Source organism: Streptomyces sp. GESEQ-35 (assembly GCF_017948485.1).
Taxonomy (GTDB): domain Bacteria; phylum Actinomycetota; class Actinomycetes; order Streptomycetales; family Streptomycetaceae; genus Streptomyces.
This window is the reverse complement of sequence record NZ_JAFFSX010000009.1, coordinates 253,950-280,927: the sequence shown is the minus strand read 5'-3', so window position 1 is coordinate 280,927 and position 26,978 is coordinate 253,950. Positions and strand designations below refer to the sequence as shown.

The window sequence follows — 26,978 nt, the reverse complement described above, 5'->3', positions numbered from 1 at the left end:
GGACCGCCCCGCCCACGAGGCGTGATGACTCACGGATCACCCGTTGTGACTACGGACGGCCGGTCCGCGTTGACCGGTCGGTTCACCCGTCGAGCGCCTCCAGCGCCTTGCCGATCAGAGTCGTACGGCCGATGGGCGCGGTGACGTGCTCCAGGCCGAAGCCCAGCAGCACGGTGTCGTCCGTGGTGACCGCGCCGTACGTCTGGAACAGCTGGCCCGCGCGCCCCCAGTCCTTGACCACGGCGGGACTGCCCGCGGGCGGTCCCGGAGTGCTCCAGGCGCCCAGCGACGTCTCGAAGCCCTCCGTCTCCACGGCGTTGCCGCCGATCACGACGGACGCGTTGTCGGCGAGGACGCCGCGGCCACCGCTGCCGGGGTCGGTGACGTAGCCGAGGGAGACCTCGACCGTCTTCCCTGCGTACGCGGAGAGATCGAAGGAGACCTCCTGCCAGCCGGCCGACGCCCCGGTGAAGCTGTTCCAGGAGCCGGACGTGCCGGTGGGTGTGCAGGCGCCTCCGGCGAGCGTCAGATACCGCTTGAGGGCGGGATGTGCCTGGATGAAGTACCCGGCCTCGCACTCGGTGGGCACCGCGGTGCTGGTCGCGCCGCCTGCCTCCGGGAGCGTGGTCCAGTCGTCGGCACCGACTGTGTGCGCCTCCAGGAGGGCGTGGTCGTAGCCCTCCTCGGTGTCCCAGAGCAGCCTGGTGCGCAGAGTTGGATTTTCGGACGCACTCACCGAGGTGAGGTCGACGGTGCGGGTGAGGCGGTTCCAGGCGTAGTCGCTGTGCGTGACGGCCGCCATGTAGGCGCCTTGGTACGGGCCGTACGGGTTGACGGTGCCGGGGTAGGCGCCCGCTCCCGCGCTCTCGAACTGCGGGTAGGTGTCCACGGACAGCGTGTCGGAGGTGACGCTGTACGACCCGGCCGCGTTCAGGGGGTTGCCGGGAGCGCCGCCCAACGGCGTGGTGGCGCCCGCGAGAAGACCCGAGCCCTCGAAGGACGTGGCGTCCGGCAGGGACGTACGGGTGTAGGCGCCCAGGTAGTACTGACTGAAGTCGTTCGACAGGGTGCCGCCGCCGAGGTCGACGGAGCCGCCGGCCTGCTCGCCCGCCTCGATCAGCTTGCCGCCCTCGTTGAGGAAGGCACGCAGCTGGAGCTGGGTGGCGTTGCCCGGGACGCCGGCGCCCGTGTAGTGCACGACCGTGCCGAAGTGACCGAGCACGCCGAGCGCGTCGGGCGCGCCCTGCGTGGCGACGTCCCAGACGAGCGCCCTGCGGCCGTTGGCCTTCAGCGCGTCGACGTAGGTCTGTGCCTGAGTGGCGGCCGCGCCCTCTTCGGCGACGACGAGCGTGTCGGCCCGGGGCCGTTCGGCGATGGTGTAGGTGAAGTGCTCGCTGGAGGTGGGCTTTCCGCTCCTGGTCTCGCCGGTGAACCAGACCTCGACCTTGTCGCCGGGTTCGCCGTCCTGGACCTTGGCCCGGTACTCGTCGAAGTGGATGTTGTCCTCACCGCCGTACGTCTCGCCGCCCTTCCAGGGCCGCAGCGCCATGTCCCACGTACGGCCGCCGTTGACGCGGTACTTGAGCTCCTTGTCGCGCACCGACTTCCGTACGACGACGGAGACCTCCTGGTCGGCGCCGCGCGAGTACGACGTCGCGAACGGGGCCGGGGTGAAGTCGGCGGCCTTCAGGCCGACCGAGGAGGACGGCTGGTCGGGGTGGGCGGCGGACTCGGCGACGGAGAGCGCGAACGGGACGTTCTTGGCGAACTCCTGCTGGATCAGCGTCTCGTCGTCCGGGAAGGTGAAGATCGACCGGCAGTCGGCCGCGTTCCACTCGTCGTCGGGGTCGACGTTCGATGCGGTCTGGCAGGTCGACATCTCGGGGGTGAACATCGCCATGCCGTTGACGTTCGCCGCGTGGCCGTCGGCCTCGCCGTTGGTCGTGTAGAGCTCCGAGGAGACCTGCGGGTGGTAGCCGGGGATCGCGGAGTTCTCCGGCGTGCCGGCGAGGGACTCGTACAGCACGTCGTCCGGGGTGGGTGTGGCGACCTGCCAGCCGACGCCGTAGAGGAGGAGCTGGGCGGCGGAGTGGTAGTTGATGCCGTACTCGAAGCCGATCCGCCGCTCGAAGGTGTCCAGCGCCTGGGTCTCGGGCTCGGAGCCGGGGGCCGCGCCGCGGTAGGTCTCGCTGGTGGGGTTGGGGGACGAACCCTCGTCGTCGTAGCCCCACTTGTAGGCGAAGTTGCGGTTGAGGTCGACGCCGTCGCCGGTGCTGATGGCGCCGTCGCCGTTGACGTCCCGCAGGTTCTTGCGCCACAGGCGGTTGTCGGAACTCTGGAAGGTGTAGTCGTAGCCGTCCGGGTTGGCCGAGAGCAAGAACCACACCTCGGTCGTGTCGACGATCTTCTTGATGCGCTTGTCGGTGGCGTAGTTGTCGACGTAGTAGTGCATCAGTCGCCGGGTCATCTCCGGCGTGATCCACTCGCGCGCGTGCTGGTTGGACGCGTAGAGGACGGAGGGCTTGGCCCCGTCCTTCGTCTTCTTGGCGTTCTTGGTGAGCTTCAGCGCCAGGATGTCCTGGCCTTTGATGGTCTTGCCGATGGAGACGACCTTGGTCAGGCCGGGATTGGCCTGTGCGGTGGCGAGGATCTCCTGCTGAAGTCCGCCGTCCCCGCTGTACGGGCGGAACACACCCTCGGCCGCGGCCTTGACGCGGGCCCGGGCCTTGCCGGAGAGCGTGTGCTGGGTGAGGTCGACGCCCTGTTTCTCCAGCTTGTCGGCCTCTTTGTCGGTGAGGTAGACCTCGACGGTGGCCGTGCCCTTGTCGGGCACCTGCTCGCCGAGTTCGTGGCTGTCCTGTCCGGTGGCCAGCAGCAGGGGTACCTGCTGTTTGGTGACGTCGGCGCGGAAGACCTTGACCTCGTCCTGGTCGGAGGACGGACTTGCGCTCTGTGCCTGGGCGATGGGTGCGATGGCCGCTCCACCGATCAGGAGCGCGCCGACAGCGAGGATCGATCTCGCTCTGTGTCTCATGAACCCCCCTAGCAATGATTCGCCTCAGCAGCGAATAGATGCCAGGCTCATGACAGTTCATGATCGAGTCAAGGGCGCCTCAAGTACAGGCAACACGCAGGTGCCGACACCCAGTTGGGTGTCGGCACGTGCGTGTGGAGAGCGCGTCCGGGTCAGCCGGCGTCGGCCATCTCCTCCGTGAGGCTGGACTCGGTGCCCGGGATGCCGAGATCCTGGGCGCGCTTGTCGGCCATCGCGAGCAGACGACGGATACGGCCCGCCACGGCGTCCTTGGTCAGTGGCGGGTCGGCGAGCGCGCCGAGCTCCTCGAGGGAGGCCTGCTTGTGGTCCATGCGCAGCCGGCCGGCCGCCGCGAGGTGCTCGGGCACGTCGTCGGCGAGGATCTCCAGGGCGCGCTGGACCCGGGCGCCGGCGGCGACGGCCGCGCGCGCGGAGCGGCGGAGGTTGGCGTCGTCGAAGTTGGCGAGCCGGTTCGCCGTGGCGCGGACCTCGCGGCGCATCCGGCGCTCCTCCCAGGCCAGCACGGACTCATGGGCGCCGAGCCGGGTGAGCAGGGCGCCGATGGCGTCGCCGTCGCGGACGACGACCCGGTCGACACCGCGCACCTCGCGGGCCTTGGCGGCGATCGACAGGCGGCGGGCGGCACCGACGAGCGCGAGCGCGGCCTCGGGACCCGGGCAGGTCACTTCGAGTGAGGACGAGCGGCCGGGCTCGGTCAGCGAGCCGTGCGCCAGGAAGGCGCCGCGCCAGGCTGCCTCGGCGTCGCAGGTGGCCCCCGAGACGACCTGCGGGGGCAGGCCGCGGATCGGGCGGCCACGGCCGTCGACCAGGCCGGTCTGCCGGGCCAGCTGGTCACCACCGGCGACGACCCGGACGACGTAGCGCGAACCGCGGCGCAGCCCGCCGGGCGCCATCACGATCAGCTCAGAGCTGTGGCCGAAGATCTCCAGGATGTCCCGCTTGAGCCGGCGGGCCGCCATTGCGGTGTCCAGCTCCGCCTCGATCACAATGCGACCGCTGACCAGGTGGAGGCCGCCGGCGAACCGCAGAACGGCCGAGACCTCCGCCTTCCTGCAGCAGGTCCGGGTGACGGGGAGCCGGGAGATCTCATCCTTCACCGCTGCCGTCATCGCCATGGGCCGATCCTTCCATGCATCCGAAAAATACGGTCGTACGCGGCGGCCAGGAGCTCCGGGTCATGCCTGGGGCTCCCGTCCCTCCGGGCCACCGGCGCCAGCTCGACCGCCGCACCGAGCCGCTTGGCGGCCTCGGTGAGTACATCGCGGTCGGGCACGGCGGCCTCGTCGGCCAGCACCACGTCCAGGGCGAGTTTAGGGGCGTGTCGTCCCAAAACCTCCAAATGACGCTGCGGGGAGAAGCCCTCTGTTTCTCCGGGCTGCGGCGCGAGGTTCAGGGAGAGCACCCGGCGTGCCTTCGTCTGGGTGAGGGCGTCCAGCAGCTCGGGCACGAGCAGATGCGGGATGACCGAGGAGAACCAGGAGCCGGGGCCGAGCACCACCCAGTCCGCGTCGAGGACCGCCGCGACGGCCTCGGGGACGGCGGGCGGGTCGTGCGGTACGAGGTGCACGGACTGCACCTCGCCGGGGGTGAGCGCGACGGTGGCCTGGCCACGGACGGTGTCGATGTCCTCGGGCCGGTCCGGGTCGTGGCCCTTGACCAGGGCCTGGAGCTCCAGCGGTACGGCCGACATGGGCAGCACGCGCCCGTGCGCACCGAGCAGCTTGCCGACCAGGTCGAGGGCCTGGACATGGTCGCCGAGCTGCTCCCACAGGGCGACGATCAGCAGGTTGCCGACCGCGTGCTCGTGCAGGTCGCCCTGGGACTGGAAGCGGTGCTGGATGACGCGGGCCCAGGTCTGACCCCAGTCGTCGTCGCCGCACAGCGCGGCCAGGGCCTTGCGCAGGTCGCCGGGCGGCAGTACGCCCAACTCGTCGCGGAGGCGCCCGCTGGAGCCGCCGTCGTCGGCCACGGTGACGACGGCGGTGAGGTCGCCGGTGATCCGGCGCAGTGCGGCGAGCGAGGCGGACAGGCCCATGCCGCCGCCGAGGGCGACGACCTTGGGCTGGGTACCGCGGCGGCGTGCACGGCCGCCGCGGGCCTCGGCGGGCCGGCCGGCCCGGGCCTCGGGCACGGCCCGGCGCAGCCTGCTCAGCCGCGGTGTACGTGCTGTCATTCCCGTCCCATGTCCCGGTGTACGACCACCGTCTCCACACCCTCGGCCGCGAGCCGCGCGGCGAGCTTCTCCGACATGGCGACCGAGCGGTGCTTGCCGCCGGTGCAGCCGATGGCGATCGTCACATAGCGCTTGCCCTCACGGCGGTATCCGGCGGCGATCAGGCGCAGCAGCTCGGCGTACCGGTCGAGGAACTCCTTGGCGCCGGGCTGGTTGAAGACGTACGCGGCCACCTCCTCGTTGGTACCGGTGTACGGGCGCAGCTCCGGGACCCAGTGCGGGTTGGGCAGGAAGCGCATGTCCGCGACCAGGTCGGCGTCGACCGGGAGGCCGTACTTGAAGCCGAAGGACATGACGGTGGCCCGCAGCTCCGGCTCCTCCTCGCCGGCGAACTGGGCGTCCATCTTGGCGCGCAGCTCGTGCACATTGAGGCTGGAGGTGTCGATCACCAGGTCGGCGTCGCCGCGCAGCTCGCGCAGCAGCTCGCGCTCGGCGGCGATGCCGTCGACGATGCGGCCGTCGCCCTGGAGGGGGTGCGGGCGGCGCACCGACTCGAAGCGGCGGACCAGGGCGTCGTCGGAGGACTCCAGGAAGACGATCCGCCGCGTGACGTGCTTGGCCGCCAGGTCGGCGAGGGACTCGCGGAGGTTGTCGAAGAAGCGGCGGCCGCGTACGTCGACGACGACCGCGATCCGGGCGACATTGCCCTGGGAGCGGGCGCCGAGCTCCACCATGGTGGGGATCAGCGCGGGTGGGAGGTTGTCGACGACGAACCAGCCGAGGTCCTCCAGACACTTGGCCGCCGTCGAGCGGCCGGCCCCGGACATGCCGGAGATGATCACCAGCTCGGGGATGGCCGCCTCCGGGACCCCGGCTGCGTCGATGGCCGCACTCACCTGATCTCCGTCGTTCTGGCTCTCCTGGCCCTGCTGTGCGGGATCCTCGCCTGTTTCCCTGTGTGTCTGATCTCGCTCGGCTGTGGGCTGCTTGTCCTGCTCGGTCATCTCTCCATCCCCCGTCGCTCGTCCGGGGTGCCCGCGGACACGGGCTCCCCCAGGGTGCCCGCCGTCGTCTCGGGCGCCCCGTCTTCCATGTCATCCATGATCTCTCCGGTCGCCGTGTTCACGGCGGGTGCCGCCGGGGCCGCCTGGGCGAAGGCCACGGCGATGGTCTCGGCGGTCTTGCGACCTATGCCTGGAACCTCGCAGATCTGGTCAATTGTCGCGGATCGCAACTTTTTCACTGATCCAAAGTGCTTGATGAGTGCCTGCTTGCGTGTCTCGCCGAGGCCCGGCACATCGTCCAGGGGGCTCGACCGGAAGCGCTTGGCACGCTTGCTGCGCTGGTAGGTGATCGCGAAGCGGTGGGCCTCGTCCCGGACACGCTGGAGCATATAGAGGCCCTCACTGCTGCGGGGCAGGACGACGGGGTCGTCCTCGGCCGGCACCCAGACCTCCTCCAGGCGCTTGGCCAGGCCGCACACGGCGATGTCGTCGATGCCCAGCTCGTCCAGGGCCTGCTTGGCTGCCGCGACCTGGGGCCGGCCGCCGTCGACGACGACGAGCTGCGGAGGGTAGGCGAAGCGCTTGGGCCGTCCGTTCTCCTCGATGAGGCTGTCCTCCTCGCCCCACTCCCCCGTCTTCTCCTTCTCTGCGAGGTACCGCTTGAAGCGGCGGGTGATCACCTCGTGCATGGAGCGGACGTCGTCCTGGCCCTCGAAGCCCTTGATCTGGAAGCGGCGGTACTCGCCCTTGCGCTGGAGGCCGTCCTCGAAGACGACCATGGAGGCCACCACGTCGTCGCCCTGGAGGTGCGAGATGTCGTAGCACTCGATCCGCAGCGGGGCGCTGTCCAGGTCGAGGGCCTCGGCGATCTCCTCCAGGGCGCGCGAGCGCGTGGTGAGGTCGGAGGCGCGCTTGGTCTTGTGCAGGACGAGTGCCTGCTGGGCGTTGCGCTGCACCGTCTCCATGAGGGCCTTCTTGTCGCCGCGCTGCGGGATGCGCAGGGAGACGATCGAGCCACGGCGGTCGGTGAGCCACTGCTGGACCGCTTCGACCGGGTCGGGCAGCGCCGGGACGAGGACCTCCTTGGGGACCGAGTCCCCCGTCTCTTCCCCGTAGAGCTGCTGGAGGGCGTGCTCCACGAGGGCGCCGGTGGTGATCTCCTCGACCTTGTCGGTCACCCAGCCGCGCTGGCCGCGCACCCGTCCGCCACGGACGTGGAAGATCTGTACGGCCGCTTCCAGCTCGTCCTCGGCGACCGCGATGAGGTCGGCATCGGTCGCGTCGGCGAGCACGACCGCGTTCTTCTCCATGGCCTTCTTCAGGGCCTCGATGTCGTCGCGCAGACGGGCCGCCCGCTCGTACTCCATCTCCTCGGCCGCCGCCGTCATCTGCTTCTCCAGGCGGCGCAGGTACGTGCCCGTACGGCCGGCCATGAAGTCGCTGAACTCCTCGGCGAGTTCGCGGTGCTCCTCGGCGGAGACCCGGCCGACGCAAGGGGCGGAGCACTTGCCGATGTAGCCGAGCAGACAGGGGCGGCCGGTGCGGGCGGCGTTCTTGAAGACGCCGGCCGAGCAGGTGCGCACGGGGAAGACGCGGAGCAGGAGATCGACGGTGTCGCGGATGGCCCACGCGTGCCCGTACGGCCCGAAGTAGCGCACGCCCTTCTTCTTCTGGCCGCGCATCACCTGCACGCGCGGGAACTCCTCGTTCATCGTCACCGCGAGGTACGGGTAGCTCTTGTCGTCGCGGTACTTGACGTTGAACCGGGGGTCGTACTCCTTGATCCAGGAGTACTCCAGCTGGAGCGCCTCGACCTCCGTGGACACCACGGTCCACTCCACGGACGCGGCCGTGGTGACCATGGTGCGGGTGCGCGGGTGCAGGCCCGCCAGGTCCTGGAAGTAGTTCGCCAGGCGCTGGCGCAGGCTCTTCGCCTTTCCGACGTAGATCACCCGGCGGTGCTCGTCGCGGAACCTGTACACCCCGGGAGAGTCCGGGATCTGTCCCGGCTTGGGGCGGTAGCTGGAGGGGTCGGCCATGCTTCACACCCTACTGGCGAGGGGTGACAGAGCGACGAGCCTGTGGACAACGCCTATCTGGTCTCGAGGAAGGTCAGCACCGCGAGGACACGGCGGTGGGCGTCGGTGTCCTCCTGGAGGTTCAGCTTGCCCAGGATGCTGCGCACATGCTTCTCGACCGTGCCCTCGGTGACCCACAGGCGGCGGCCGATGCCCGCGTTGGAGCGGCCCTCGGCCATGAGGGCGAGCACCTCCCGCTCGCGGGCGCTGAGGTGGGACAGCGGATCGTCGCGGCGCTGGGCGGAGAACAGCTCGTGCACCAGGGACGGGTCGACGACCGAGCCGCCCCGGCGGATCCGTTCCAGTGCCTCGATGAAATCGTCGACCACCGTGACCCGGCTCTTGAGGAGGTAGCCGACCTGGCGGCCGCTCGCCAGCAGCTCCAGGGCGTCCTCGACCTCGACGTACGCGGACAGAACGAGGATGCCGGTGGCGGGGTGGCGCTCGCGGATCGTACGGGCCGCCTTCAGGCCTTCGGTGGAGTGGTCCGGCGGCATCCTTATGTCGACGATCGCGACGTCGGGGCTCTGCTCGGCGACCAGTTCCAGGAGGCGTTCCGCGTCACCCGCCTGGCCCACCACCTCGTATCCGACTCGCTCGCAGAGGCTGGCCAGCCCTTCGCGCAGCAGGACGTCGTCGTCGGCGAGGACGACCCGTCCCCGCGCGGGCTGCTGCGATGCGTCCATGGTCCCGGCTCCCCTTGCCCGACCGGTGTACTGCGCCCCAACAGCCTGCCCGACCGCCTGGGTTACGGCTAGCCGGAAGCGGAACTGGAGGGTGCCCGTGACGACACGGGGACATCGGCGGGCGATGCTCGAAACAGCGGTTGCAAACGGACCGGCCGCCTCCGCCAGGAGGCAGCCGGTCACGGCGAAGGGCGCGGCGGATGCGGCGGACGCGGATCGAGAAAGCACGGCGGCCGGCCCGGGCCCGCCGCGACGCGGACGACCTGTACGCGCCGAGCGAGGCCCTGGACCCCAGGGACCCCGACATCGTGCGCGCCAAGCGTCTGCGGCTCGCTGAGAACGGCGGTACCGACCGCCTCTAGAGCCGGACGGCAGGCCCACCGTCCGAAGAGGCCGCCCGGAGCGTATGCGCACGTCACAGAGTCCTGGGTACCCCGTCCCGGACGACTCCCCTCGCATGCGTTCCGGGCGGTCACGTATCCCTCTCGGCCCCGTTCAGCGGCAGTCTCACGGTCAGGGTCGTGCCCTGACCCGACGGACTGCTGACCGTCAGCCTGCCGCCGATCGCCTCGACGCGGTCGATGAGGCCGATCAGTCCGGAACCCCGCCCGGGCTCGGCTCCGCCCGTCCCGTCGTCGACGATCGTCACCTCCAGGGCGTCGTCGTACGTCCGCGCCGTCACTTGTACGAGGCTCGCGCGCGCGTGCTTGGCGGCGTTGGTGAGGCATTCGGAGGTGACGTAGTAGACGGCGACCTCCGTCTGCTCGGCGAGCCGGTCCGGCGGCAGGCGGAGGTCCAGCTCGACGGGGACGGAGGAGCGCCGGGCCAGCGCGCGCAGGGCCGGGCCGAGGCCACCCTTCGAAAGGATCACCGGGTGGATGCCGCGGGCGACCTGGAGCAGGTCCGTGAAGGCGTCGTCGAGCCCCTTGACGATGTGGTCGAGCTGCTCGGGCAGGGCGTCGGGCTGCTCCTCCAGCATCGACTGGGCTGTCCTCAGGTCCAGCTGGAGGGAGACCAGCCGTTGCTGGACCCCGTCGTGCAGATCGCGTTCGATACGGCGCCGTGAGGCGTCGCCGGCGGCCACCACGCGCGCGCGTGACGCCGTGAGCTGGGCCCGGCTGTCGGCGTTGGCGAGGGCGGTGGCGGCGAGTTCCGTGAAGTCCGCGAGCCTCGACTCGGTGCCCGGGGGCGGCGGTTCGAGGCCGGCGGCGGCCGCGACGACGGCGCCCCACAGGCGGCCGTCGACGACGATCGGCGCGCCGACGGCACGCTCCACGCGCGCGGGGCGCCGCGTCGCCGCCACCTCGGCCGCGACCGCCTCGCCCTCGGCTGCGGGGCCGCGGGCGGTGCCGATGACGGTGGCGGTGCCGTCGGCGGCGTACCGCAGGACGGCGACGGAGCCGCTGCCCAGGACCGTCCCGACCTGGTCGGCGACTTCGGAGAACACCTGCTGCGGCGGCGCGCTGCGGGCCACGAGGGTGGCGACGCGGCGCAGCGCCGCCTGCTCACGGGCCGTGCGGCGGCTCTCGGTGACATCGCGTGCGGCGGCGTAGATGAGGCCCTCGTCGGTGACCGGGCGCGCGCTCCACTGGAGCCAGCGTTCGGTGCCGTCGGGCCGCAGGAGGCGGTTCTCGAACTCGGCCAGCTCGACACCATCGGCGAGTCGTTCGAGTGCGGCACGCGTGCGTGCCCGGTCGTGCGGGTGCACGAACTCCAGCCAGGGCGTGGCGAGGAGGGCTTCGGTGGTGTGGCCGAGGGTCCTTTCGAAGGCGGGGTTGACGCGTTTGAAGAAGCCGTCGAGTCCGGCGATGCACAGCAGGTCGAGGGAGAGGTGGAAGATGCTCGCCAGCTCCTGTTCCGCCTGGTGGCGCCGCCCATGGGCCGCGGCGAAGGACGCCATGGTGCCGTCCATGCCGCCCAGCAGTCGCGCCCAGGTCCCCTGGAACGCGCCGACGTCCGTCCGGTGCTGGAGCCGGTTGTCGTCGATCGCCTCGTTCATGGCATGGATCTCGGCGGCGAGCCGTTCGGTGGTCACCCGCAGCTCGCGGAACGTGTCGGCGACATCACCGAGTTCGTCCCGGCCGGCGTACCGGATGTCGTACGACAGATCGCCCTCCGACAGCGCCCGAGCGCCCGCGGAGACCTCGCTCAGCGGCCGGGTGATCGAGCGTCGCAGCGTCAACGCGAGGGCGGTGACCGCGGCGAGGACACCGAGGGAGACGGCGAGGTCGCGTATCTCGCGCTGCTCGGCGGCGTCGAGGTCGTCGACGGCGGTGCGCCCCAGCTCGGCCGCGGCCCGCTCCTGGATGCCGCGCAGGGCGTCGATTCGGGCCGTGGAGGCGGCCGTCCAGCGGTCGTACGACGGCCAGTTCCGTCTGGCGTCCGGATCCGCCAGTGTGTCCCGGGTCTTGCGCACGACCAGGCCGGGGTTCTCCAGAAGGGTGGCGTAGAGGCGGCTCTTGAGGGCGTCGGAGGCGGTCTGCTGGAAGGCGTCAAGGCGGGACTGCTCCAGGGCCGACCAGCGGTTCGTGGCGGTGGTCCGGGCGGGCGGCGCGTGGAAGAGGACGGCGAGTTCGACGCGTTCGCGTTCGGCGGCCTCGATGGCGTCCAGCAGCGCGAGGTGGGCGTCGGCGGCACGGCCCGACTCCCGCGTGGGTCGGCCGGATTCGAGGGTGGCGACGGTGCTGAGCAGGTCGTGCTCGATCGTGTCGTACTGGCCCGCGAGCTGCGGGGCGGTGAGCGAGCCGGTCCGGGTCTGGATGCGCAGCGCGTGGAGCTTGCGGTCGGCCGCGTCGAGCCGGCCCGGGACGTCGGGTTGACCGGTCCAGGAGCCGCTGCCCTCAAGGGTCCTGTGGAGGGCGGTCTCGGTGGCCCGCTGGGCGGCGGACCGTTCCCGCAGTGTGGTCGAGCCGGGTCGCAGCCGGGCCTGGACGGCTGCGATGCGCTCCCGGGCGACGGCATCGGTGAGCGCGGTCGTCGCGAACGACACCTGTGTCGCGCTGCGGAACTCCCCCAGGGCCCGTGCCTCCCGCCACTGGCTCACACCGCCGACCAGGGTGAAGACCAGCATGGTGGTCACCGGCAGCAGTACGAGGAGCATCAGCTTGCGGCCGATACGTAGACGGGCGAAGAAGGGGATGCGGGGCGGGGTGAGTGGTCGGGGGCGGAGCATGGCCGGCTCTCAGGTTCCAGGGGCGGATCCCCGCGAACTCCGCGGGAAGACCGAACGGTTCGGTGGCCCGGCTTGCGCAGCATCCGCGGCCGCATGAAGGCCCTGCTTGCGCAGCCCCTTCAGCATGCCGCCGGGCTCGGCGGCCGTCCACGGGCGTCCCACGGGCAGCAGGGGTCGGTCTACGGCCCGTTCGTGGGATAGCCGTCGTGTGCGGCCAGGTCCTTGTCGATCCGCTTGACCGCCGCGTCCAGGGAGGACCTGACGGGAGCCCCGTCGAGCATGATCTTCGCGAAGGCGCGGGAGAAGGCGTCGGTGATCGTCGGATACGCGGGGGTCTGCGGCCGGGGGCGGGCGAATCCTCCTTGCAACTGCTCGATGAACAGGTGCTCGCCGCCGCCCGGGGCGTACCTCGTGGAGAGCTTCAGCGCGCTTTTCGTGGCCGGGATCGCCCCGTTGGCCACGGTCATCCGGTGCACCTGCGCGGGTTCGAGCAGGTAGGAGAGGAACCGCCAGGCCGCGTCGCCGTCGGTGGCGCCCGCCGGGATTCCCCACTGCCAGGAGCCCATGCCGGTGACCGTGCCCGCGCCGAAGTCGGGCAGCGGAACGATCGTGACGTCACCGGGAAACGCCTTGTCGAACTCGCCGTACACCCAGTGCCCGCACCAGCTGATCGCGCTGCGGCCCGCCACGAACGCCCGGTCGTCCTTGACCAGGTCGACGAGCCCTTCCTCGACCCAGTTCTGCATGGTGGTCAGCGCCTTGACCGACTCCGGGCCGTTCAAGTAGCCGTCGGCCGTGCGTCCGTGCCGGGGGTCGACGAGGTCGCCGCCCGCCGACCATACGGCGGGCGCGAAGCCGTACGTGTTCCACTCCTCGCCCGGCGACGAGTACACGAGCCGGAGGTCGAGCGGGGCGTCGTAGCCCTGTTTGCGGAGTTCGCGGAGGATGCCGGTGAGTTCGGTGGCCGTCCAGGCGTCGCCGGGGCCGGTCGGGATGCGTGCCCCGGCCTCCTTCAGGGCCGACGTACGCACGAACAGGCCGAGGCCCGAGTCGAAGGTGCCGACGCCCCACAACCGGCCCGCGTAGCTGCCCTGTCGGCGGATCGAGGGCAGCAGATCGTCGCGGACGCTCCGTGGCACACAGGAGTCGATCGACTTGAGATTTCCCGACCAGGCGTAGCTGTAGAGGTTCGGCCCGTCGAAGTCGAGCAGGTCGGGCAGGTCTCCGCTGGCCGCGGCGGACAGCACCAGGTCGGTGTACGGGCGGTTCTCGGGCAGCGTCACCAGCTCGACCCGCACCTGTCGCTGCACCTTGTTGAACTCGCGGACCTGCGCCTTGAGTGTGCTGAGTTCACCGCTCGGTCCGGCGTGGAACCACACCTTGAGGTGCACGGTGCCGTCGATCTTCCCGTCACAGGTGGTGTCCTGGCGCACCGCGCGCCCGTCGCCCGACCTGCCGCCGCCCCCGCTGTCGCAGGCGGCCATCAGCAGCGCGGCGCACAACGCCCCCGGGACCACGACGCCCCGGGCCCGGCGGACGAGGGGCCACGCGCGCGTGGCCGTGCTCTCGTGCGACACCTTCGTGGCGTTCATGACGCACCCCCCAGACCGGGCGACACGGGCCTCCCCAGGGCGTCGCAATGCTACCGCCGGTCGGCGGGCGACTGCGCTGGGTGAGTCCGAACCGTCTCCTATGGCACGGGACTTCAGCACTTTCCGGGTAGCAGGAAGGCGGAGCCGCCCCCTGATTGGCAATCTGTGCCCATGACCCTGCGCTGTCTTCTCGTCGATGACAGCGCCCGGTTCCTGGAGGCGGCACGCGCCTTGCTGGAGCGGGGTGGTGTATGCGTCGTCGGGCTCGCCACGACGGGCCCTGAAGCGGTCGCGCTGGCCCATCGGACGGCACCGGAGGTAGCCCTGGTCGATCTCGACCTCGACGGCGAGAACGGCTTCGACGTGGCCCGGCGGCTGACCGGCACTGTGCCCGCGGTGATCCTGGTCTCGACTCACTTCCGGGAGGACTTGGAGGAGCTCATCTCGGCCAGCCCCGCGCGCGGGTTCCTGCACAAGTCCGCGCTGTCCGCCCGCGCGATCCGGGAGCTTCTCGGCGACGACGGGCCGGGCGCGCCGACTTGACTTCGCGGGCGACGATACGGCCAGGAGTGCACCGCCCGTTCCGCATGAGGTGTTGTCGGGACTTGGTCAACACGCTTCAATGCGTGGGAACTCGGGGCCGTGAGCGTAGGCGTACGGATGTGAGGACGTCCCCGGCGCCGACGGGGGTGGCCCCTGACAGCACGCGCGAACGGTCTGACCAGCCGTTGAACATTCGACAGAAAGGCCCCTGCATGCCGCACGCCACCCAAGCCGCGGACGTCGCCGCCGCCGAACTGGACACGGCCCTGCGGGGCGGTCCGTTCCATGTCGCGCTGCGCGCCGCGATCGCCGCCCGTGGGCTGCCGCTGCAGCGTGTGCAGCATCATCTGTCCCGCTACGGCGTCAAGGTCGGTGTGACGAGCCTGAGTTACTGGCAGCAGGGCGCCCGGCGCCCGCAGCGCCCCGAGTCGCTACGAGCCGTCCGGGCCTTGGAGGAGATCCTCCAGCTGCCGGAGGAGTCGCTGATCCGGCTGCTCGCCGACACCGACGAACCCTCGGCGGCGCAGCGGTCCGCCGGCCGCTCCTACCGCTCCTTCGTCGAGGCCTCGGGCGTCCTGGAACGGCTGCTTGCCGAGCTCGACTCGCCGCCCGACGGCGGACTGCACGCCCTCGGGCACCACGAGCGGGTCCGGATCGGGTCACGCCGCGAACTCCAGGGCCGCGAGTCGCACCACATCGTGCGTGCCCACCGGGACGGCGTCGACCGCTTCGTCGCCGTCCACCACGGCGACGAGGGGTGCGCACCGGAGCGCATAACCGTGCACGCGCTGGAGAACTGCCGCACGGGCCACGTCCGTTGGGATCACGACACGGGCGTGCTCGTGGCCGAGCTGCTCTTCGACACCCGGCTGCGGGCCGGCGACACCTTCCTCTTCCGGTACGGCGTCGAGGACGGCACCGCCGGCGTGTCCCGTGAGTACGTCCGCGGATTCGGGCCCGCGGGCGGCCAGTACGCCCTCCAGGTGCGGTTCGACGAGCACGCCCTGCCGGTGCGCTGCCACCGCTTCACCCAGCACTCGGCGGCCGCACCGCGCAGCGGCCGCCAGGAGCTGGCGCTCAGCGGACGGCACCAATCCGTTCACATCGTCGAACCGCGGGTGCGGACGGGGCTGGTGGGCATCGGGTGGGACTGGGAGGGCACGGTCGCTCCTGAGGACGCACTCTGACCGGGCGGCCGATCGGGCGGTCGATCGGGCGGCTGTTCGGTCGCTCGTAAACGTTTGCGCAAGCGTTTACGTCTGGCGTTGAATGGGATACGTTCCCGGCCAGAGGGCCCGCGCCGGCCCGGGGAGGGGAACGGGAAGTGCCCACCATGGCAGATGTCGCACGGAGCGCCGGGGTCTCCGTCGCGACCGTCTCGCATGTGCTGAACGACACCCGGCCCGTGCTGCCCCACACCCGCCAGGCGGTCCTGGACGCCATAGAGGAACTCGGCTACACGCCGAACAGCCTCGCCCGTTCCCTGGTCACCTCCCGCACGCGGTCCATCGGGCTGGCGGTGTCGGCGATCAGCAATCCGTACTTCACGGAGATCCTCCAGGGCGTCGAGGCCGGCGCCCTGGAACACGGCTACAGCCTGCTCATCGCCGACCCGCACGACGACCCCGGCCACGAGCGCAAGGTCGTCCAACTCCTGCACGAGCGACGCGTGGACGGCATGATCGTCGCCCCCTCGGCGGACCCGCGCGAACTCATCGCATACCTCGACCGGCACGCCGTACCGACCGTGCTCCTCGACCGGGTGGTCGACGCACCCGGGGCGCCGTGCTTCGACCAGGTCTGCGCCGAGAGCGCGGCACCGACGACACAGCTGGTCAGACATCTCGCCGAGCTGGGCCACCGGCGGATCGGCCTGGTCGCGGGCCTGGCCGGGCTGAGCACCACCGCCGAGCGGATCACCGGATACCGGCACGGCCTCGCGGCCGCCGGTCTCCCGTACGACGAGCGCCTCGTCGTGCACGGCGACTCCGAGTCCGCGGGCGCCGAGCGGGCCACCACCGCCCTGCTCTCCCTCGCCGCACCACCCAGCGCACTGGTCACCGCCAACAACGCGATGACGCTCGGCGCCCTGCGTGCCCTGCGCGCCCACGGCCGGTCCGTACCCGACGACATCGCGCTGTGCTGCTTCGACGACTTCGCCTGGGCAGACCTGTTCTCGCCCCGGCTCACCGCGATCGCCCAGCCCAGCAGGGAGATCGGCGCCCAGGCGGTCCGGGTGCTCCTGGACCGCCTCGCCTCCCCGGACCGGCCCGCCCGGACCGTACGGCTCGACTGCACCTTCGTCCACCGCACCTCGTGCGGCTGCGCCGAGCAGCCCGGACAGCCCCGCACACCCGAGAAAGGAACCGTCTCGTGATCGTCGTCGCCGGTGAGGCCCTGATCGACCTGGTACCGCAGGGCCGGGGCGCCCTCGCGGGCCTGAAGCCGGCGCTCGGCGGCGGCCCGTACAACACGGCGGTCGCCCTCGGCCGCCTCGGCTCTCCCACGGCCTTCTGCTCCCGGACGTCGTACGACGCTTTCGGCGAGGCCCTGCTCGACGGGCTGCGGCGGGCGGACGTGGATGTCTCGGCCGTGCAGCGCGGCGCCGAACCGACCACCCTCGCCGTGGCCACGATCGACGGGAACGGCTCGGCCGCCTACTCCTTCTACGTCGAGGGCACCGCCGACCGGCTCTTCGCCGCGCCCGGCCGGCTTCCCCAGTCGGCCCGCGCGGTGTCCTTCGGTACCTGTTCGCTCGTCCTGGAGCCGGGCGCGACCGCGTATGAGGAGCTGATGCGGACCGCGTCCGCGCAGGGCGTGTTCACCACGCTGGACCCGAACATCCGAACGGGACTGATCCCCGATGCGGACGCGTACCGCGCCCGCTTCAAGAGCTGGCTGCCCTCGGTGTCACTGCTCAAGCTCTCCGAGGAGGACGCCCTGTGGCTGGGCGGCACCCCGCGCGAGTGGCTGGCCGCGGGGCCCTCGGCCGTGGTGATCACGCAGGGCGGCGACGGGCTGTCCGCCTTCACCCGGGACGGCGGCGTGCATTCCGTGCCGGGCGAGGAGGTCGACGTCGTGGACACGATCGGCGCCGGCGACACCGTGAACGCGGCCCTGCTGCATGGATTGTCCGCGTGGGACGCCCTGTCTCCGGAGGCGCTCGCGAAGCTGGGCGCCGACGGCTGGACCCGGCTGCTGCGGTTCGCTGCGCGGGCGGCGGCGATCACCTGCTCACGGGCGGGGGCGGAGCCGCCGTATGCCTCTGAGTTGGGCGATCTGTAGACGACGTTTCCGGTGTGCCTCAGCCCCGCAGGGACTCCCTGCGGGGCTGAGGCACTTGAGTGCGGATCCGCTCAGGCCTTGCGGGCCCGCGTCGTCTTCTTCGCGGCTGGGGTCTTCTTGGTGACGCCTGCCGCCTTCTTGGTCGCCGCGCTGTTGGCGGTCCTGGCCGTGGCCGTCTTCTTCGCGGGCGACTTGGCCGCGACCGTCTTCTTGGCCACCGTCCTGCGCGGGGCCTTGACGTCGGCCGCGTCACTGATGCGGTCGGCGCCGAGGATCTCCCGCAGGAACTTGCCGGTGTGGCTGGTGGCGACTCCTGCGACCTCCTCGGGTGTGCCCTCGGCAACGACGAGACCGCCGCCGGCACCGCCCTCGGGACCCATGTCGACGACCCAGTCGGCCGTCTTGACCACATCGAGGTTGTGCTCGATGACGATCACGGTGTTGCCCTTGTCGACCAGGCCGCCCAGCACCGTCAGCAGCTTACTGATGTCCTCGAAGTGCAGGCCGGTGGTCGGCTCGTCCAGGACGTACACCGTGCGTCCGGTGGAACGCTTCTGGAGCTCACTGGCGAGCTTCACACGCTGGGCCTCACCGCCGGACAGGGTGGTCGCGGACTGGCCGAGACGGACGTACCCGAGGCCGACGTCGTGCAGCGTCCTGAGGTGGCGGGCGATCGCGGGGACGGCCTCGAAGAAGTGCAGGGCCTCCTCGATCGGCATGTTCAGGACCTCGGCGATGGACTTGCCCTTGTAGTGGACCTCCAGGGTCTCCCGGTTGTAGCGGGCGCCGTGGCAGACCTCGCACGGGACGTACACGTCCGGGAGGAAGTTCATCTCGATCTTGATCGTGCCGTCGCCCGAGCAGTTCTCGCAGCGGCCGCCCTTGACGTTGAAGGAGAAGCGGCCGGGCATGTAACCGCGGACCTTCGCCTCGGTCGTCTCGGCGAACAGCTTGCGGATGTGGTCGAAGACACCGGTGTACGTCGCCGGGTTCGAGCGCGGCGTGCGGCCGATCGGCGACTGGTCGACATGCACGACCTTGTCGACCAGGTCGTCGCCGTCCACGCGCGTGTGCCGCCCCGGAACGCTTCTCGCGCCGTTCAGTTCGCGGGCCAGGTGTGTGTACAGGATGTCGTTGACCAGCGTCGACTTGCCCGAGCCGGACACACCGGTGACGGCGGTGAACACGCCCAGCGGGAACGAGACGTCGATGTCCTGGAGGTTGTTCTCCCGGGCGCCGTGCACCGTGAGCCGGCGCGACGGGTCGTGGGGACGCCGGATGTCGGGCAGCGGGATGGACTTCTTGCCGGACAGGTACTGCCCGGTCTGCGACTCGGCGTTGGCGAGCAGCTCCTTCAGGGAGCCGCTGTGCACGACCTTGCCGCCGTGCTCACCGGCGCCGGGGCCGATGTCGACGATCCAGTCGGCGACCTTGATGGTGTCCTCATCGTGCTCGACGACGATGAGCGTGTTGCCCATGTCGCGCAGCCGCACCAGGGTCTCGATGAGCCGGTGGTTGTCGCGCTGGTGCAGGCCGATGGACGGCTCGTCGAGGACATACAGGACACCGACGAGGCCGGAGCCGATCTGGGTGGCCAGGCGGATGCGCTGGGCCTCGCCGCCGGAGAGCGTGCCCGCCGCGCGGTTCAGCGAGAGGTAGTCCAGCCCGACGTCGACCAGGAACCGCAGCCGCTCGTTGACCTCCTTCAGTACGCGCTCGGCGATCTTCTTGTCGCGCGCGTTGAGCTTCAGTTCACCCAGGAATTCGGCGCAGTCGCTGATGGACATCGCGGAGACCTCCGCGATCGACTTCTCCATGACCGTGACCGCGAGGACGATCGGCTTCAGGCGCGTGCCCTCACAGGTGGGGCAGGGCACCTCGCGCATATAGCCCTCGAAGCGCTCACGGCTGGCGTCGCTCTCGGCCTCGCTGTGCCGGCGCTTCACGAAGGGAACGGCACCTTCGAAGGGCGTCGTGTACACCCGCTCGCGGCCGTACCGGTTGCGGTAGCGGACCTCGATCTGCGTCTTGTGGCCGTAGAGCAGTGCCTTCTTGGCGCGCTGCGGGAGACCGGCGAAGGGGATGTCGGTCCGGAATCCCAACGCATCCGCGAGGGCGCCGATCAGGCGGCCGAAGTAGTCCTTGGTGTGGCCGTGCGACCAGGGGTGGATGGCGCCCTCGTCGAGGGACTTGTCCTCGTCCGGGACGATCAGCTCGGCGTCGACCTCCATGCGCGTGCCGATGCCGGTGCACTCCGGGCAGGCGCCGAAGGGCGAGTTGAAGGAGAAGGAGCGGGGCTCCAGCTCCTCGAAGGACAGGTCGTCGTACGCGCAGTACAGGTGCTCCGAGTACATGCGCTCACGCTCGGGGTCGTCCTCCGGGAGGTCGACGAAGTCGAGCACCACCATGCCGCCGGACAGGCCGAGAGCGGTCTCCACGGAGTCGGTGAGGCGGCGCTTGGCGGAGTCCTTCACCGTGAGGCGGTCGACGACCACCTCGATGGTGTGCTTCTCCTGCTTCTTCAGTGTGGGCGGGTTGGAGAGCTGGACGGTCTCGCCGTCCACCCGCGCGCGGCTGTAACCCTTGGTCTGGAGATCGGCGAAGAGGTCGACGAACTCGCCCTTGCGCTCGCGCACCAGCGGCGACAGCACCTGGAAGCGGCTCCCCTCCGGCAGCTCCAGGACCCTGTCGACGATGGCCTGCGGCGACTGCCGCGAGATCGGGCGGCCGCACTCGGGGCAGTGCGGCTTGCCGATGCGCGCGAAGAGCAGCCGCAGATAGTCGTACACCTCGGTGATGGTGCCGACCGTCGAGCGCGGGTTGCGCGAGGTCGACTTCTGGTCGATGGAGACCGCCGGGGACAGGCCCTCGATGAAGTCGACGTCCGGCTTGTCCATCTGGCCGAGGAACTGGCGGGCGTACGAGGACAGCGACTCCACGTAGCGCCGCTGGCCCTCCGCGAAGATGGTGTCGAAGGCCAGCGAGGACTTGCCCGACCCCGACAGGCCCGTGAAGACGATGAGCGAGTCGCGCGGCAGGTCGAGCGAGACATTCTTGAGATTGTGCTCGCGCGCGCCACGGACGATGAGACGGTCGGCCACGCCGGTCCGCACCTTTCTTGAGAGAAGTGACAGGGGCGGGGCCCCCATCGATTTCTCAGAGTAGGGGGAGCCACTGACAACGCCGGGTCGGATTCCCGAAGGGTTAACAATCCCGGGCCATCCAGCATGCCCGACGCCGCCCCCGACGATATAGCACGCCCATTCGATTTACGGCACTCGTTCACCACCTTCACCCAAAGGTGTGGCGAGGCTAGGGTCAGCACCATGATTGATCACGCTCGTGACCTGGTGTCTGTACATGACGCGACGGAACGGCTGCTCACCGCAGCCGCCAAACTGGACAACACGGTGGTGACCGAGCCGTCACGGCTCCCCGGCTGGACCCGTGGCCACATCCTCGCCCACCTCGCCCGCAACGCGGACGCCCTTGTGAACGTCCTCGATGGCCGGCCCATGTACGTCTCCGCCGGGGCCAGGGACGCGGACATCGAGCGGGACGCCGCACGCCCGCTGGACGTCCAGCTCGCCGACGTCCGTGACAGCGCGGCCCGCTTCCAGGACACCGGCGCGGCTCCAGCGGACTGGTCCCGCACGGTGGAGCTGCGCAACGGCGTCACTGACTCCGCGTCCCGGGTGCCGTTCCGGCGGTGGGTCGAGCTGGAGCTGCACCACGTGGACCTCGGGATCGGGTACGAGCTGGAGGAGCTGCCGGAGGAGTTCGTCGAGCGGGAGATCGACTTCCTCGCAGTGCGGTTCGGTGGTCACCCCGACGTACCGTCCACGCGCCTCACGGACGGCACGCACGCGTGGAGCACGGGCCGGGAGGCGGATGCCCCAGCAGTCACCGTCACGGGGAGCCGGCCCGACCTGCTCGGCTGGCTCGCCGGGCGGCGCGACGGATCCGGACTGACCACGGACGGTGGCCCGCTGCCCGCACTGCCCCCGCTGTAGGGGCGCGCGGCTCTCGGGGCACCTCACCGCTATAGGCTGCCGCCATGACGTACAGCGGAGAGGTGACGGTCGGCGGCCCGGCTGACGTGCACGAGCTGAAGGACCTGATGATCACCAAGATCGCGGTCGGTCCGATGAACAACAACTGCTATCTGCTGCGATGCCGGGCCACGGACGAGCAGCTGCTGGTCGACGCCGCCAACGACGCGGAGACGCTGCTCGGCATGATCGGTGGCGACGGCATCGCGTCCGTCGTGACCACACATCAGCACGGAGACCACTGGCAGGCGCTCGCCGCGGTCGTCGCGGCCACGGGCGCCCGCACCTACGCCGGCCGGGAGGACGCCGACGGCATCCCCGTGCCGACCGACGTCCTGGTCGACGACGGCGACACCATCCGGGTGGGGCGCGTGGAACTCACCGCGCGCCACCTGGTCGGGCACACACCGGGCTCCATCGCCCTCGTCTACGACGACCCGCACGGGCATCCGCACGTCTTCACCGGCGACTGCCTCTTCCCGGGCGGCGTGGGCAACACCCGCAAGGATCCGAAGGCGTTCGCCAGTCTGATCCACGACGTCGAGACGAAGATCTTCGGCGCTCTCCCGGACGAGACCTGGGTCTACCCGGGGCACGGCAATGACACAACGCTGGGCACGGAACGGCCGCATCTGCCGGAGTGGCACGCGCGCGGGTGGTGAGCGCGAGGCGGTGACCGCCGTGGCGAGTGAGCGACGGTGGTGAGCCTCGGCGCGCGGGGCGTGAATCATGGCGTGCCGCACGGCGCAGACGCCGTGAATGCGCGCCGAGCAGGCACTGCATTGCGAGCCCCCCCCCCGCACGCACCACGCCTCCGCACGCCGTGTGTCGGCGCCTCGTACGCGCCCCGTGTGAACCTTTCACACACGCCGGAGCCACGCGCACGCTCCCGGGGTACGTGGTTGCGCGGTCAACTGGAAGCAGCCCCGCGCAGGATGACGGCTCCTGCGTGGCACGGGCCGCCGGTCCTTCGATCCCCGCCCTCGGCCGGCGGCCCCGGCGTGTGCCCAAAGAGGTGCCGCGGTTCCTGGAGGCGGGGTGGCCGTAAGGGGCGGGCGCCTGGTCGGCGGGCCTTACGCCTGGGCCTGCGCCGCGCCGACAAGCGCGGCGACCCGCTCCACGCCGAACACGTACCCCTGGACCCCGCAGCCCGCGATGACCCCGTTGGCGCGCAGCGAGACGTACGAGTGGTGACGGAACGACTCGCGCTGGTGGATGTTGGAGATGTGGACCTCCAACACGGGCATGCCGTCACAGGTGTTGAGTGCGTCCAGAATCGCCACCGACGTGTGCGAGTAGGCGCCGGGGTTGATCACGATGCCGCAGTGGTTCAGCCGCGCCTCGTGGATCCAGTCGACCAACTCACCCTCGTGGTTGGACTGCCGGAAGTCCACCGTGCCGCCGTGCGCCGCCGCTGCCTTGGCGCACAGCGCCTCGATGTCGGCGAGTGTGTCGGAGCCGTAGATCTCCGGCTGGCGCTGACCGAGGAGGTTCAGGTTGGGGCCGTTGAGAATCATGATCGGGGCGTTGGCCAGGGTGCGGGGCACGGTTCCTCCGGTCCGTTGCGGGTGGGGCGATCCGTGGAGGACCGCTGCTCAGACCCGGTTTATCACGGTGCGCCGACGGCCCGAGGGGCCCTACCCTCCTCGGATGACGACGATCGCGTACCCACCCAAGCCGTCGCCCGGTGACCGTATCGCCGTGATCTCGCCGTCCGCCGGTCTCCCTGGGCTCTTCCCGCGCCCGTACGAGCTGGGCCTGGAGCGGCTGCGCAAGGAGTTCGGCCTCGAACCGGTCGAGTACCCGGCGACCCGGAAGATGGGCTCGACGCCCCAGGAGCGGGCCTCCGACATCCACGCGGCCTTCGCCGACCCGGACATCAAGGCCGTCGTCGCGGCCATCGGCGGCGACGACCAGATCACCGTGCTGCCGCTGCTGGACCGGGAGTTGATCCGGGCGAACCCGAAGCCGTTCTTCGGGATGAGTGACAACACGAATCTGCTCGCGTATCTGCGCAACACGGGGATCGTCGGCTACCACGGTGCGTCCGTGATGGTCGAACTGGGCCGTCCCGGCGCCATGCATCCGCAGACCGCCGACTCCCTGCGGGCGGCGCTCTTCACCTCGGGCGAGTACGAGCTGCGGCCCGCCGAGCACTGGCGCGACGTCGACCGCGACTGGGCCGATCCGGCGACCTTCGACGCCGAACCGGAGACCCGGCCCGGCACCGGATGGACCTGGCGGAACGCCGACCAGGTGATCGAGGGCCGCAGTTGGGGCGGCTGCCTGGAGATCCTCGGCCGGCTGCTGATGGCCGACCGCGAGATCTCACGCGACCTCACGGAGTACGACGGCGCAGTGCTGTTTCTGGAGACCTCGGAGGAGTTGCCGAGCAGCGACGAGGTCTTCCGCACCCTGCGGAATATGGGCGAGCGCGGGCTGCTCCAGCGGTTCGCCTCGCTCCTGGTGGGCCGCCCCAAGACGTGGTCGTTCGAGCGCCCCAACAGCCCTGAGGAGAGCGCGCGTTACGCCGGGAGACAGCGCGAGGCCGTGGTGCGCGCGCTGGAGGCTTACGCCCTCGACATCCCGGTCGTCTTCGATGTGGACTTCGGACACACCGATCCCCAACTCGTCGTCCCTTACGGAGGCGCCATCCGCGTCGACGGCCCGGCCCGGCGCATCACCGTGACGTACTGACGCGCGTCCCGCGCCCCCGCGCGCTCCCGTAACCGTTGATCACCGTGGGTAGTTGACGCGGCATGCACGACGTACGCACCGTAAGGGCCCCCTCCATGCTGCGGCTCGCGGCCGCCTCGCTCGCCGGGACGGCCATCGAGTTCTACGACTTCTTCGTCTACGGGACCGCCGCGGCGCTGATCCTGGGGCCGCTGTTCTTCCCGACGTTCTCACCGGTGGCAGGGACACTGGCCGCCTTCGGAACGTTCGGCGTGGGCTTCCTCGCCCGGCCGCTCGGCTCGGTGCTGTTCGGGCACATCGGGGACCGGCACGGCAGACGGCCCGTCCTCGTCGCTTCGTTGCTCCTCACCGGGGCCTCCACGGTCGCGGTCGGCTGCGTACCGACGTACGACACGATCGGGGTGGCCGCTCCCGTGCTGCTCCTCGTTCTGCGGTTTCTCCAAGGGCTGGGGCTCGGCGGGGAGTGGGGCGGGGCGGTGCTGCTGACCGCGGAGCACGCACCCCCCGAGAAGCGCGGGCTGTGGTCCAGCTTTCCGCAGGTCGGGCCCGCGGTGGGGTTCCTGCTCGCCAACGGCGTGATGCTGGCTCTGTCGGCGACACTGACCGACGCACAGTTCGCGGCCTGGGGCTGGCGCGTGCCGTTCTGGGCAGCCGGGGTGCTCGCCGTGGCGGGGCTGTGGCTGCGGTCGTCCCTCACGGAGAGTCCCCGTTTCCTCGAAATCGACGACCACGCGCGCGTGCCGCTCGCCGAGGTGGCACGCGACCACTGGAGGCTCGTGCTGCTGACCGCGGGTGCGCTCGCGGCGGGATACGCGATCTTCTATGCCGTGACGACCTGGTCCCTCGCCTATGCGACGGAGCGACTCGGGGTGAGCCGTACCGTCATGCTGACCTGCATCATGGCCGCGGTTCTGGTGAAGGGCTCGCTCACACCCGTGGCGGCGCTGATGGGCGATCGCTACGGCCGACGGCCCCTGTGCCTGGTGGGGTGCGCGGCTGCCGCCCTGTGGATGTTCCCGATGGTCGCGCTGCTCGCCACGGGCGCACCGCTGCTGATGTTCCTCGGCTTCCTGGGGGCGATGCTGGCGTTCATCACGATGTTCGCCGTGATCGCCGCGTATCTGCCGGAGCTGTACGAGCCGCGGGTGCGCTGCACGGGCGCCGCGGTGGGCTACAACCTCGGCGGCGTTCTCGGCGGCGCACTCACGCCGATCGTGGCAACGGCACTCGCCGAGCAGGGCGGTCGTGTCCCCTGGGGTGTGGCCGCATATCTGACGGGGATCGCACTGCTCAGTCTGGGATGCTTCGCGCTGCTGCCGGAGACCCACCCGGTGCGGGTGGTGGCGACGGAGCCGGCGGCGGGATGACGGCTGGCGCGTAAACGCTTGCGTAGGCGTTTGCGCAAGCGCTCGCGCGAGCGTTTACGCGCCCCTTCGGTCGATGAATCGTCTTATGGATTGATCGCCAGCTCCAAGTACGCCGCGAACAGCACCAGATGAACCCCTCCTTGGAGTGGGGTGGCGCGTCCCGGCACGACGGTCAGCGAGCTGACCACCACGGTCAGCGTGAGCAGCACCATGTGGGTGGAGCCGAGGCCGAGGACCAGCGGCCCGGACAGCCAGACCGACGCCAGCGCGACGGCGGGGATCGTCAGGCCGATGCTGGCGATCGCCGAGCCGAGCCCGAGGTTCAGGCTGGTCTGCACCCGGTCGCGACGGGCGGAGCGCAGCGCGGCGATGGTCTCGGGGAGCAGCACGAGCAACGCGATGATCACACCCACGACCGCGTGATGCAGTCCGGCGGCCTCCACGCCGGACTCGATGGTCGGCGACACTCCTTTGGCCAGGCCGACCACGCCGATCAGGGCGAGGCCGAGCAGCCCCAGGCTGATCCCGGCGGTGCGGGCGGAGGGCGCGTCCGCGTGGTCGTCTGCGGTGATCACCTCGCCCTGCCGGGTGATCGGGAGGAAGTAGTCGCGGTGCCGCACGGTCTGGGTCGTCACGAACAGGCCGTACAGGATCAGCGAGGAGAGCGCGGCGAAGGTCAACTGGACGCTGGAGAACTCCGGGCCGGGCTTGCTCGTGGTGAACGTCGGCAGCACCAGGCTGAGCGTGGCCAGGGTGGCGACCGTCGCGAGGGCGGCGCCGGTGCCCTCGGGGTTGAAGACGGCCGTGCCGTGACGCAGTGAGGCAACCAGCAGGCACAGGCCGACAATGCCGTTGCAGGTGATCATCACGGCCGCGAAGACCGTGTCACGGGCGAGTGTGGAACTCTTGTCGCCGCCGTCCGCCATCAAGGTGACGATCAGGGCGACCTCGATGATCGTGACAGCGACGGCGAGAACGAGGGAGCCGAAGGGCTCTCCGACCCGGTGGGCCACGACTTCGGCGTGGTGGACGGCGGCCAGTACGGCTCCGGCGAGCACCGCTGTCACCACGGCGACAACCGCGCCGGGCAGGTCTCGCCCCCACGTGAGTATCAGGAGGATCGCGGCGAGCAACGGCACGAGGAGCGTCCACTGGGTCGTGAGCGACCTGAGCCGAGCGATCATGCGGTGATCGTCGCAGACCGGTACAGGCATCGCATTCCGGTCCGGCCGGCCGCCCGAGCGCCGCGCTCCCGCCCTGCGGCGCCCGTCCGG

The 26,978-nt window shown here is 70.6% G+C and carries 20 protein-coding genes; 9 read left to right on the top strand and 11 right to left on the bottom strand.

Annotated elements, in window-relative coordinates:
• Positions 1–82: 82 nt before the first annotated feature.
• The 6 genes from KCH87_RS20170 to KCH87_RS20145 all read right to left on the bottom strand — a co-directional run bounded on the left by KCH87_RS20170 (position 83) and on the right by KCH87_RS20145 (position 8,996).
• On the bottom strand, positions 83–3,034 hold the full coding sequence (locus KCH87_RS20170) for a M14 family metallopeptidase (protein WP_210587559.1): 2,952 nt from the start codon (positions 3,032–3,034) through the stop codon (positions 83–85).
• Positions 3,035–3,186: 152 nt separating this feature from the next.
• Positions 3,187–4,170, bottom strand: coding sequence for a DNA-binding protein WhiA (whiA, locus tag KCH87_RS20165; protein WP_210587558.1), 984 nt, complete (start codon positions 4,168–4,170; stop codon positions 3,187–3,189).
• On the bottom strand, positions 4,161–5,228 hold the full coding sequence (gene yvcK / locus KCH87_RS20160) for a uridine diphosphate-N-acetylglucosamine-binding protein YvcK (RefSeq protein WP_210587557.1): 1,068 nt from the start codon (positions 5,226–5,228) through the stop codon (positions 4,161–4,163). The genes whiA and yvcK overlap by 10 nt, the downstream gene beginning before the upstream one ends.
• A complete protein-coding gene (rapZ, locus tag KCH87_RS20155; RefSeq protein ID WP_210587556.1) occupies positions 5,225–6,232 on the bottom strand; it encodes an RNase adapter RapZ in 1,008 nt (335 codons plus the stop codon). Before rapZ ends, yvcK begins: the two co-directional genes overlap by 4 nt.
• The gene (uvrC, locus tag KCH87_RS20150) at positions 6,229–8,271 is read right to left on the bottom strand and encodes an excinuclease ABC subunit UvrC (RefSeq protein WP_210587555.1); all 2,043 of its coding nucleotides are present in this window, start codon (positions 8,269–8,271) and stop codon (positions 6,229–6,231) included. The genes rapZ and uvrC overlap by 4 nt, the downstream gene beginning before the upstream one ends.
• A 53-nt stretch (positions 8,272–8,324) precedes the next feature.
• The gene (locus KCH87_RS20145; protein ID WP_210587554.1) at positions 8,325–8,996 is read right to left on the bottom strand and encodes a response regulator transcription factor; all 672 of its coding nucleotides are present in this window, start codon (positions 8,994–8,996) and stop codon (positions 8,325–8,327) included.
• Between the two features lie 200 nt (positions 8,997–9,196).
• Here KCH87_RS20145 and KCH87_RS20140 point away from each other — a divergent pair, with 200 nt between their 5' ends.
• Positions 9,197–9,358 carry a hypothetical protein gene (locus KCH87_RS20140; protein WP_210587553.1) on the top strand — a complete coding sequence of 54 codons (162 nt, stop codon included), beginning with the start codon at positions 9,197–9,199 and terminating at the stop codon, positions 9,356–9,358.
• Between the two features lie 110 nt (positions 9,359–9,468).
• Here the strand turns inward: KCH87_RS20140 and KCH87_RS20135 are convergent, their stop codons facing one another.
• On the bottom strand, positions 9,469–12,168 hold the full coding sequence (locus KCH87_RS20135; RefSeq protein ID WP_210587552.1) for a nitrate- and nitrite sensing domain-containing protein: 2,700 nt from the start codon (positions 12,166–12,168) through the stop codon (positions 9,469–9,471).
• A 179-nt stretch (positions 12,169–12,347) separates the two neighbouring features.
• Positions 12,348–13,760 carry a sugar ABC transporter substrate-binding protein gene (locus KCH87_RS20130; RefSeq protein WP_210587551.1) on the bottom strand — a complete coding sequence of 471 codons (1,413 nt, stop codon included), beginning with the start codon at positions 13,758–13,760 and terminating at the stop codon, positions 12,348–12,350.
• 171 nt (positions 13,761–13,931) lie between these two features.
• Here KCH87_RS20130 and KCH87_RS20125 point away from each other — a divergent pair, with 171 nt between their 5' ends.
• From KCH87_RS20125 to KCH87_RS20110, 4 genes are all read left to right on the top strand, one after another.
• Positions 13,932–14,303, top strand: coding sequence for a response regulator transcription factor (locus KCH87_RS20125; protein WP_210587550.1), 372 nt, complete (start codon positions 13,932–13,934; stop codon positions 14,301–14,303).
• 212 nt (positions 14,304–14,515) lie between these two features.
• Positions 14,516–15,490, top strand: coding sequence for a hypothetical protein (locus KCH87_RS20120; protein WP_210587549.1), 975 nt, complete (start codon positions 14,516–14,518; stop codon positions 15,488–15,490).
• A gap of 137 nt (positions 15,491–15,627) precedes the next feature.
• The gene (locus tag KCH87_RS20115) at positions 15,628–16,680 is read left to right on the top strand and encodes a LacI family DNA-binding transcriptional regulator (protein ID WP_210587548.1); all 1,053 of its coding nucleotides are present in this window, start codon (positions 15,628–15,630) and stop codon (positions 16,678–16,680) included.
• Entirely contained in the window at positions 16,677–17,588 is a 912-nt protein-coding gene (locus KCH87_RS20110; protein ID WP_210587547.1) for a carbohydrate kinase, read from the top strand. The genes KCH87_RS20115 and KCH87_RS20110 overlap by 4 nt, the downstream gene beginning before the upstream one ends.
• Positions 17,589–17,659: 71 nt before the next feature.
• Here KCH87_RS20110 and uvrA read toward each other — a convergent pair whose 3' ends face one another.
• Positions 17,660–20,689 carry an excinuclease ABC subunit UvrA gene (uvrA, locus tag KCH87_RS20105; protein WP_210587546.1) on the bottom strand — a complete coding sequence of 1,010 codons (3,030 nt, stop codon included), beginning with the start codon at positions 20,687–20,689 and terminating at the stop codon, positions 17,660–17,662.
• A 225-nt stretch (positions 20,690–20,914) separates the two neighbouring features.
• On the opposite strand from uvrA, the gene KCH87_RS20100 reads away from it, so the two are divergent.
• Positions 20,915–21,601 carry a maleylpyruvate isomerase family mycothiol-dependent enzyme gene (locus tag KCH87_RS20100; RefSeq protein ID WP_210587545.1) on the top strand — a complete coding sequence of 229 codons (687 nt, stop codon included), beginning with the start codon at positions 20,915–20,917 and terminating at the stop codon, positions 21,599–21,601.
• Between the two features lie 44 nt (positions 21,602–21,645).
• A complete protein-coding gene (locus KCH87_RS20095; protein ID WP_210587544.1) occupies positions 21,646–22,302 on the top strand; it encodes an MBL fold metallo-hydrolase in 657 nt (218 codons plus the stop codon).
• 411 nt (positions 22,303–22,713) lie between these two features.
• Here the strand turns inward: KCH87_RS20095 and aroQ are convergent, their stop codons facing one another.
• Positions 22,714–23,187, bottom strand: a complete 474-nt coding sequence (gene aroQ, locus KCH87_RS20090; RefSeq protein WP_210587543.1) for a type II 3-dehydroquinate dehydratase — start codon at positions 23,185–23,187, stop codon at positions 22,714–22,716.
• Positions 23,188–23,290: 103 nt separating this feature from the next.
• On the opposite strand from aroQ, the gene KCH87_RS20085 reads away from it, so the two are divergent.
• Both KCH87_RS20085 and KCH87_RS20080 read left to right on the top strand, forming a co-directional pair.
• Entirely contained in the window at positions 23,291–24,337 is a 1,047-nt protein-coding gene (locus tag KCH87_RS20085; RefSeq protein WP_210587542.1) for a S66 peptidase family protein, read from the top strand.
• 62 nt (positions 24,338–24,399) lie between these two features.
• The gene (locus KCH87_RS20080; protein WP_247196447.1) at positions 24,400–25,704 is read left to right on the top strand and encodes an MFS transporter; all 1,305 of its coding nucleotides are present in this window, start codon (positions 24,400–24,402) and stop codon (positions 25,702–25,704) included.
• 83 nt (positions 25,705–25,787) lie between these two features.
• On the opposite strand, the gene KCH87_RS20075 is transcribed toward KCH87_RS20080, so the two are convergent.
• Entirely contained in the window at positions 25,788–26,888 is a 1,101-nt protein-coding gene (locus tag KCH87_RS20075; protein WP_210587541.1) for a calcium:proton antiporter, read from the bottom strand.
• Positions 26,889–26,978: the final 90 nt, after the last annotated feature.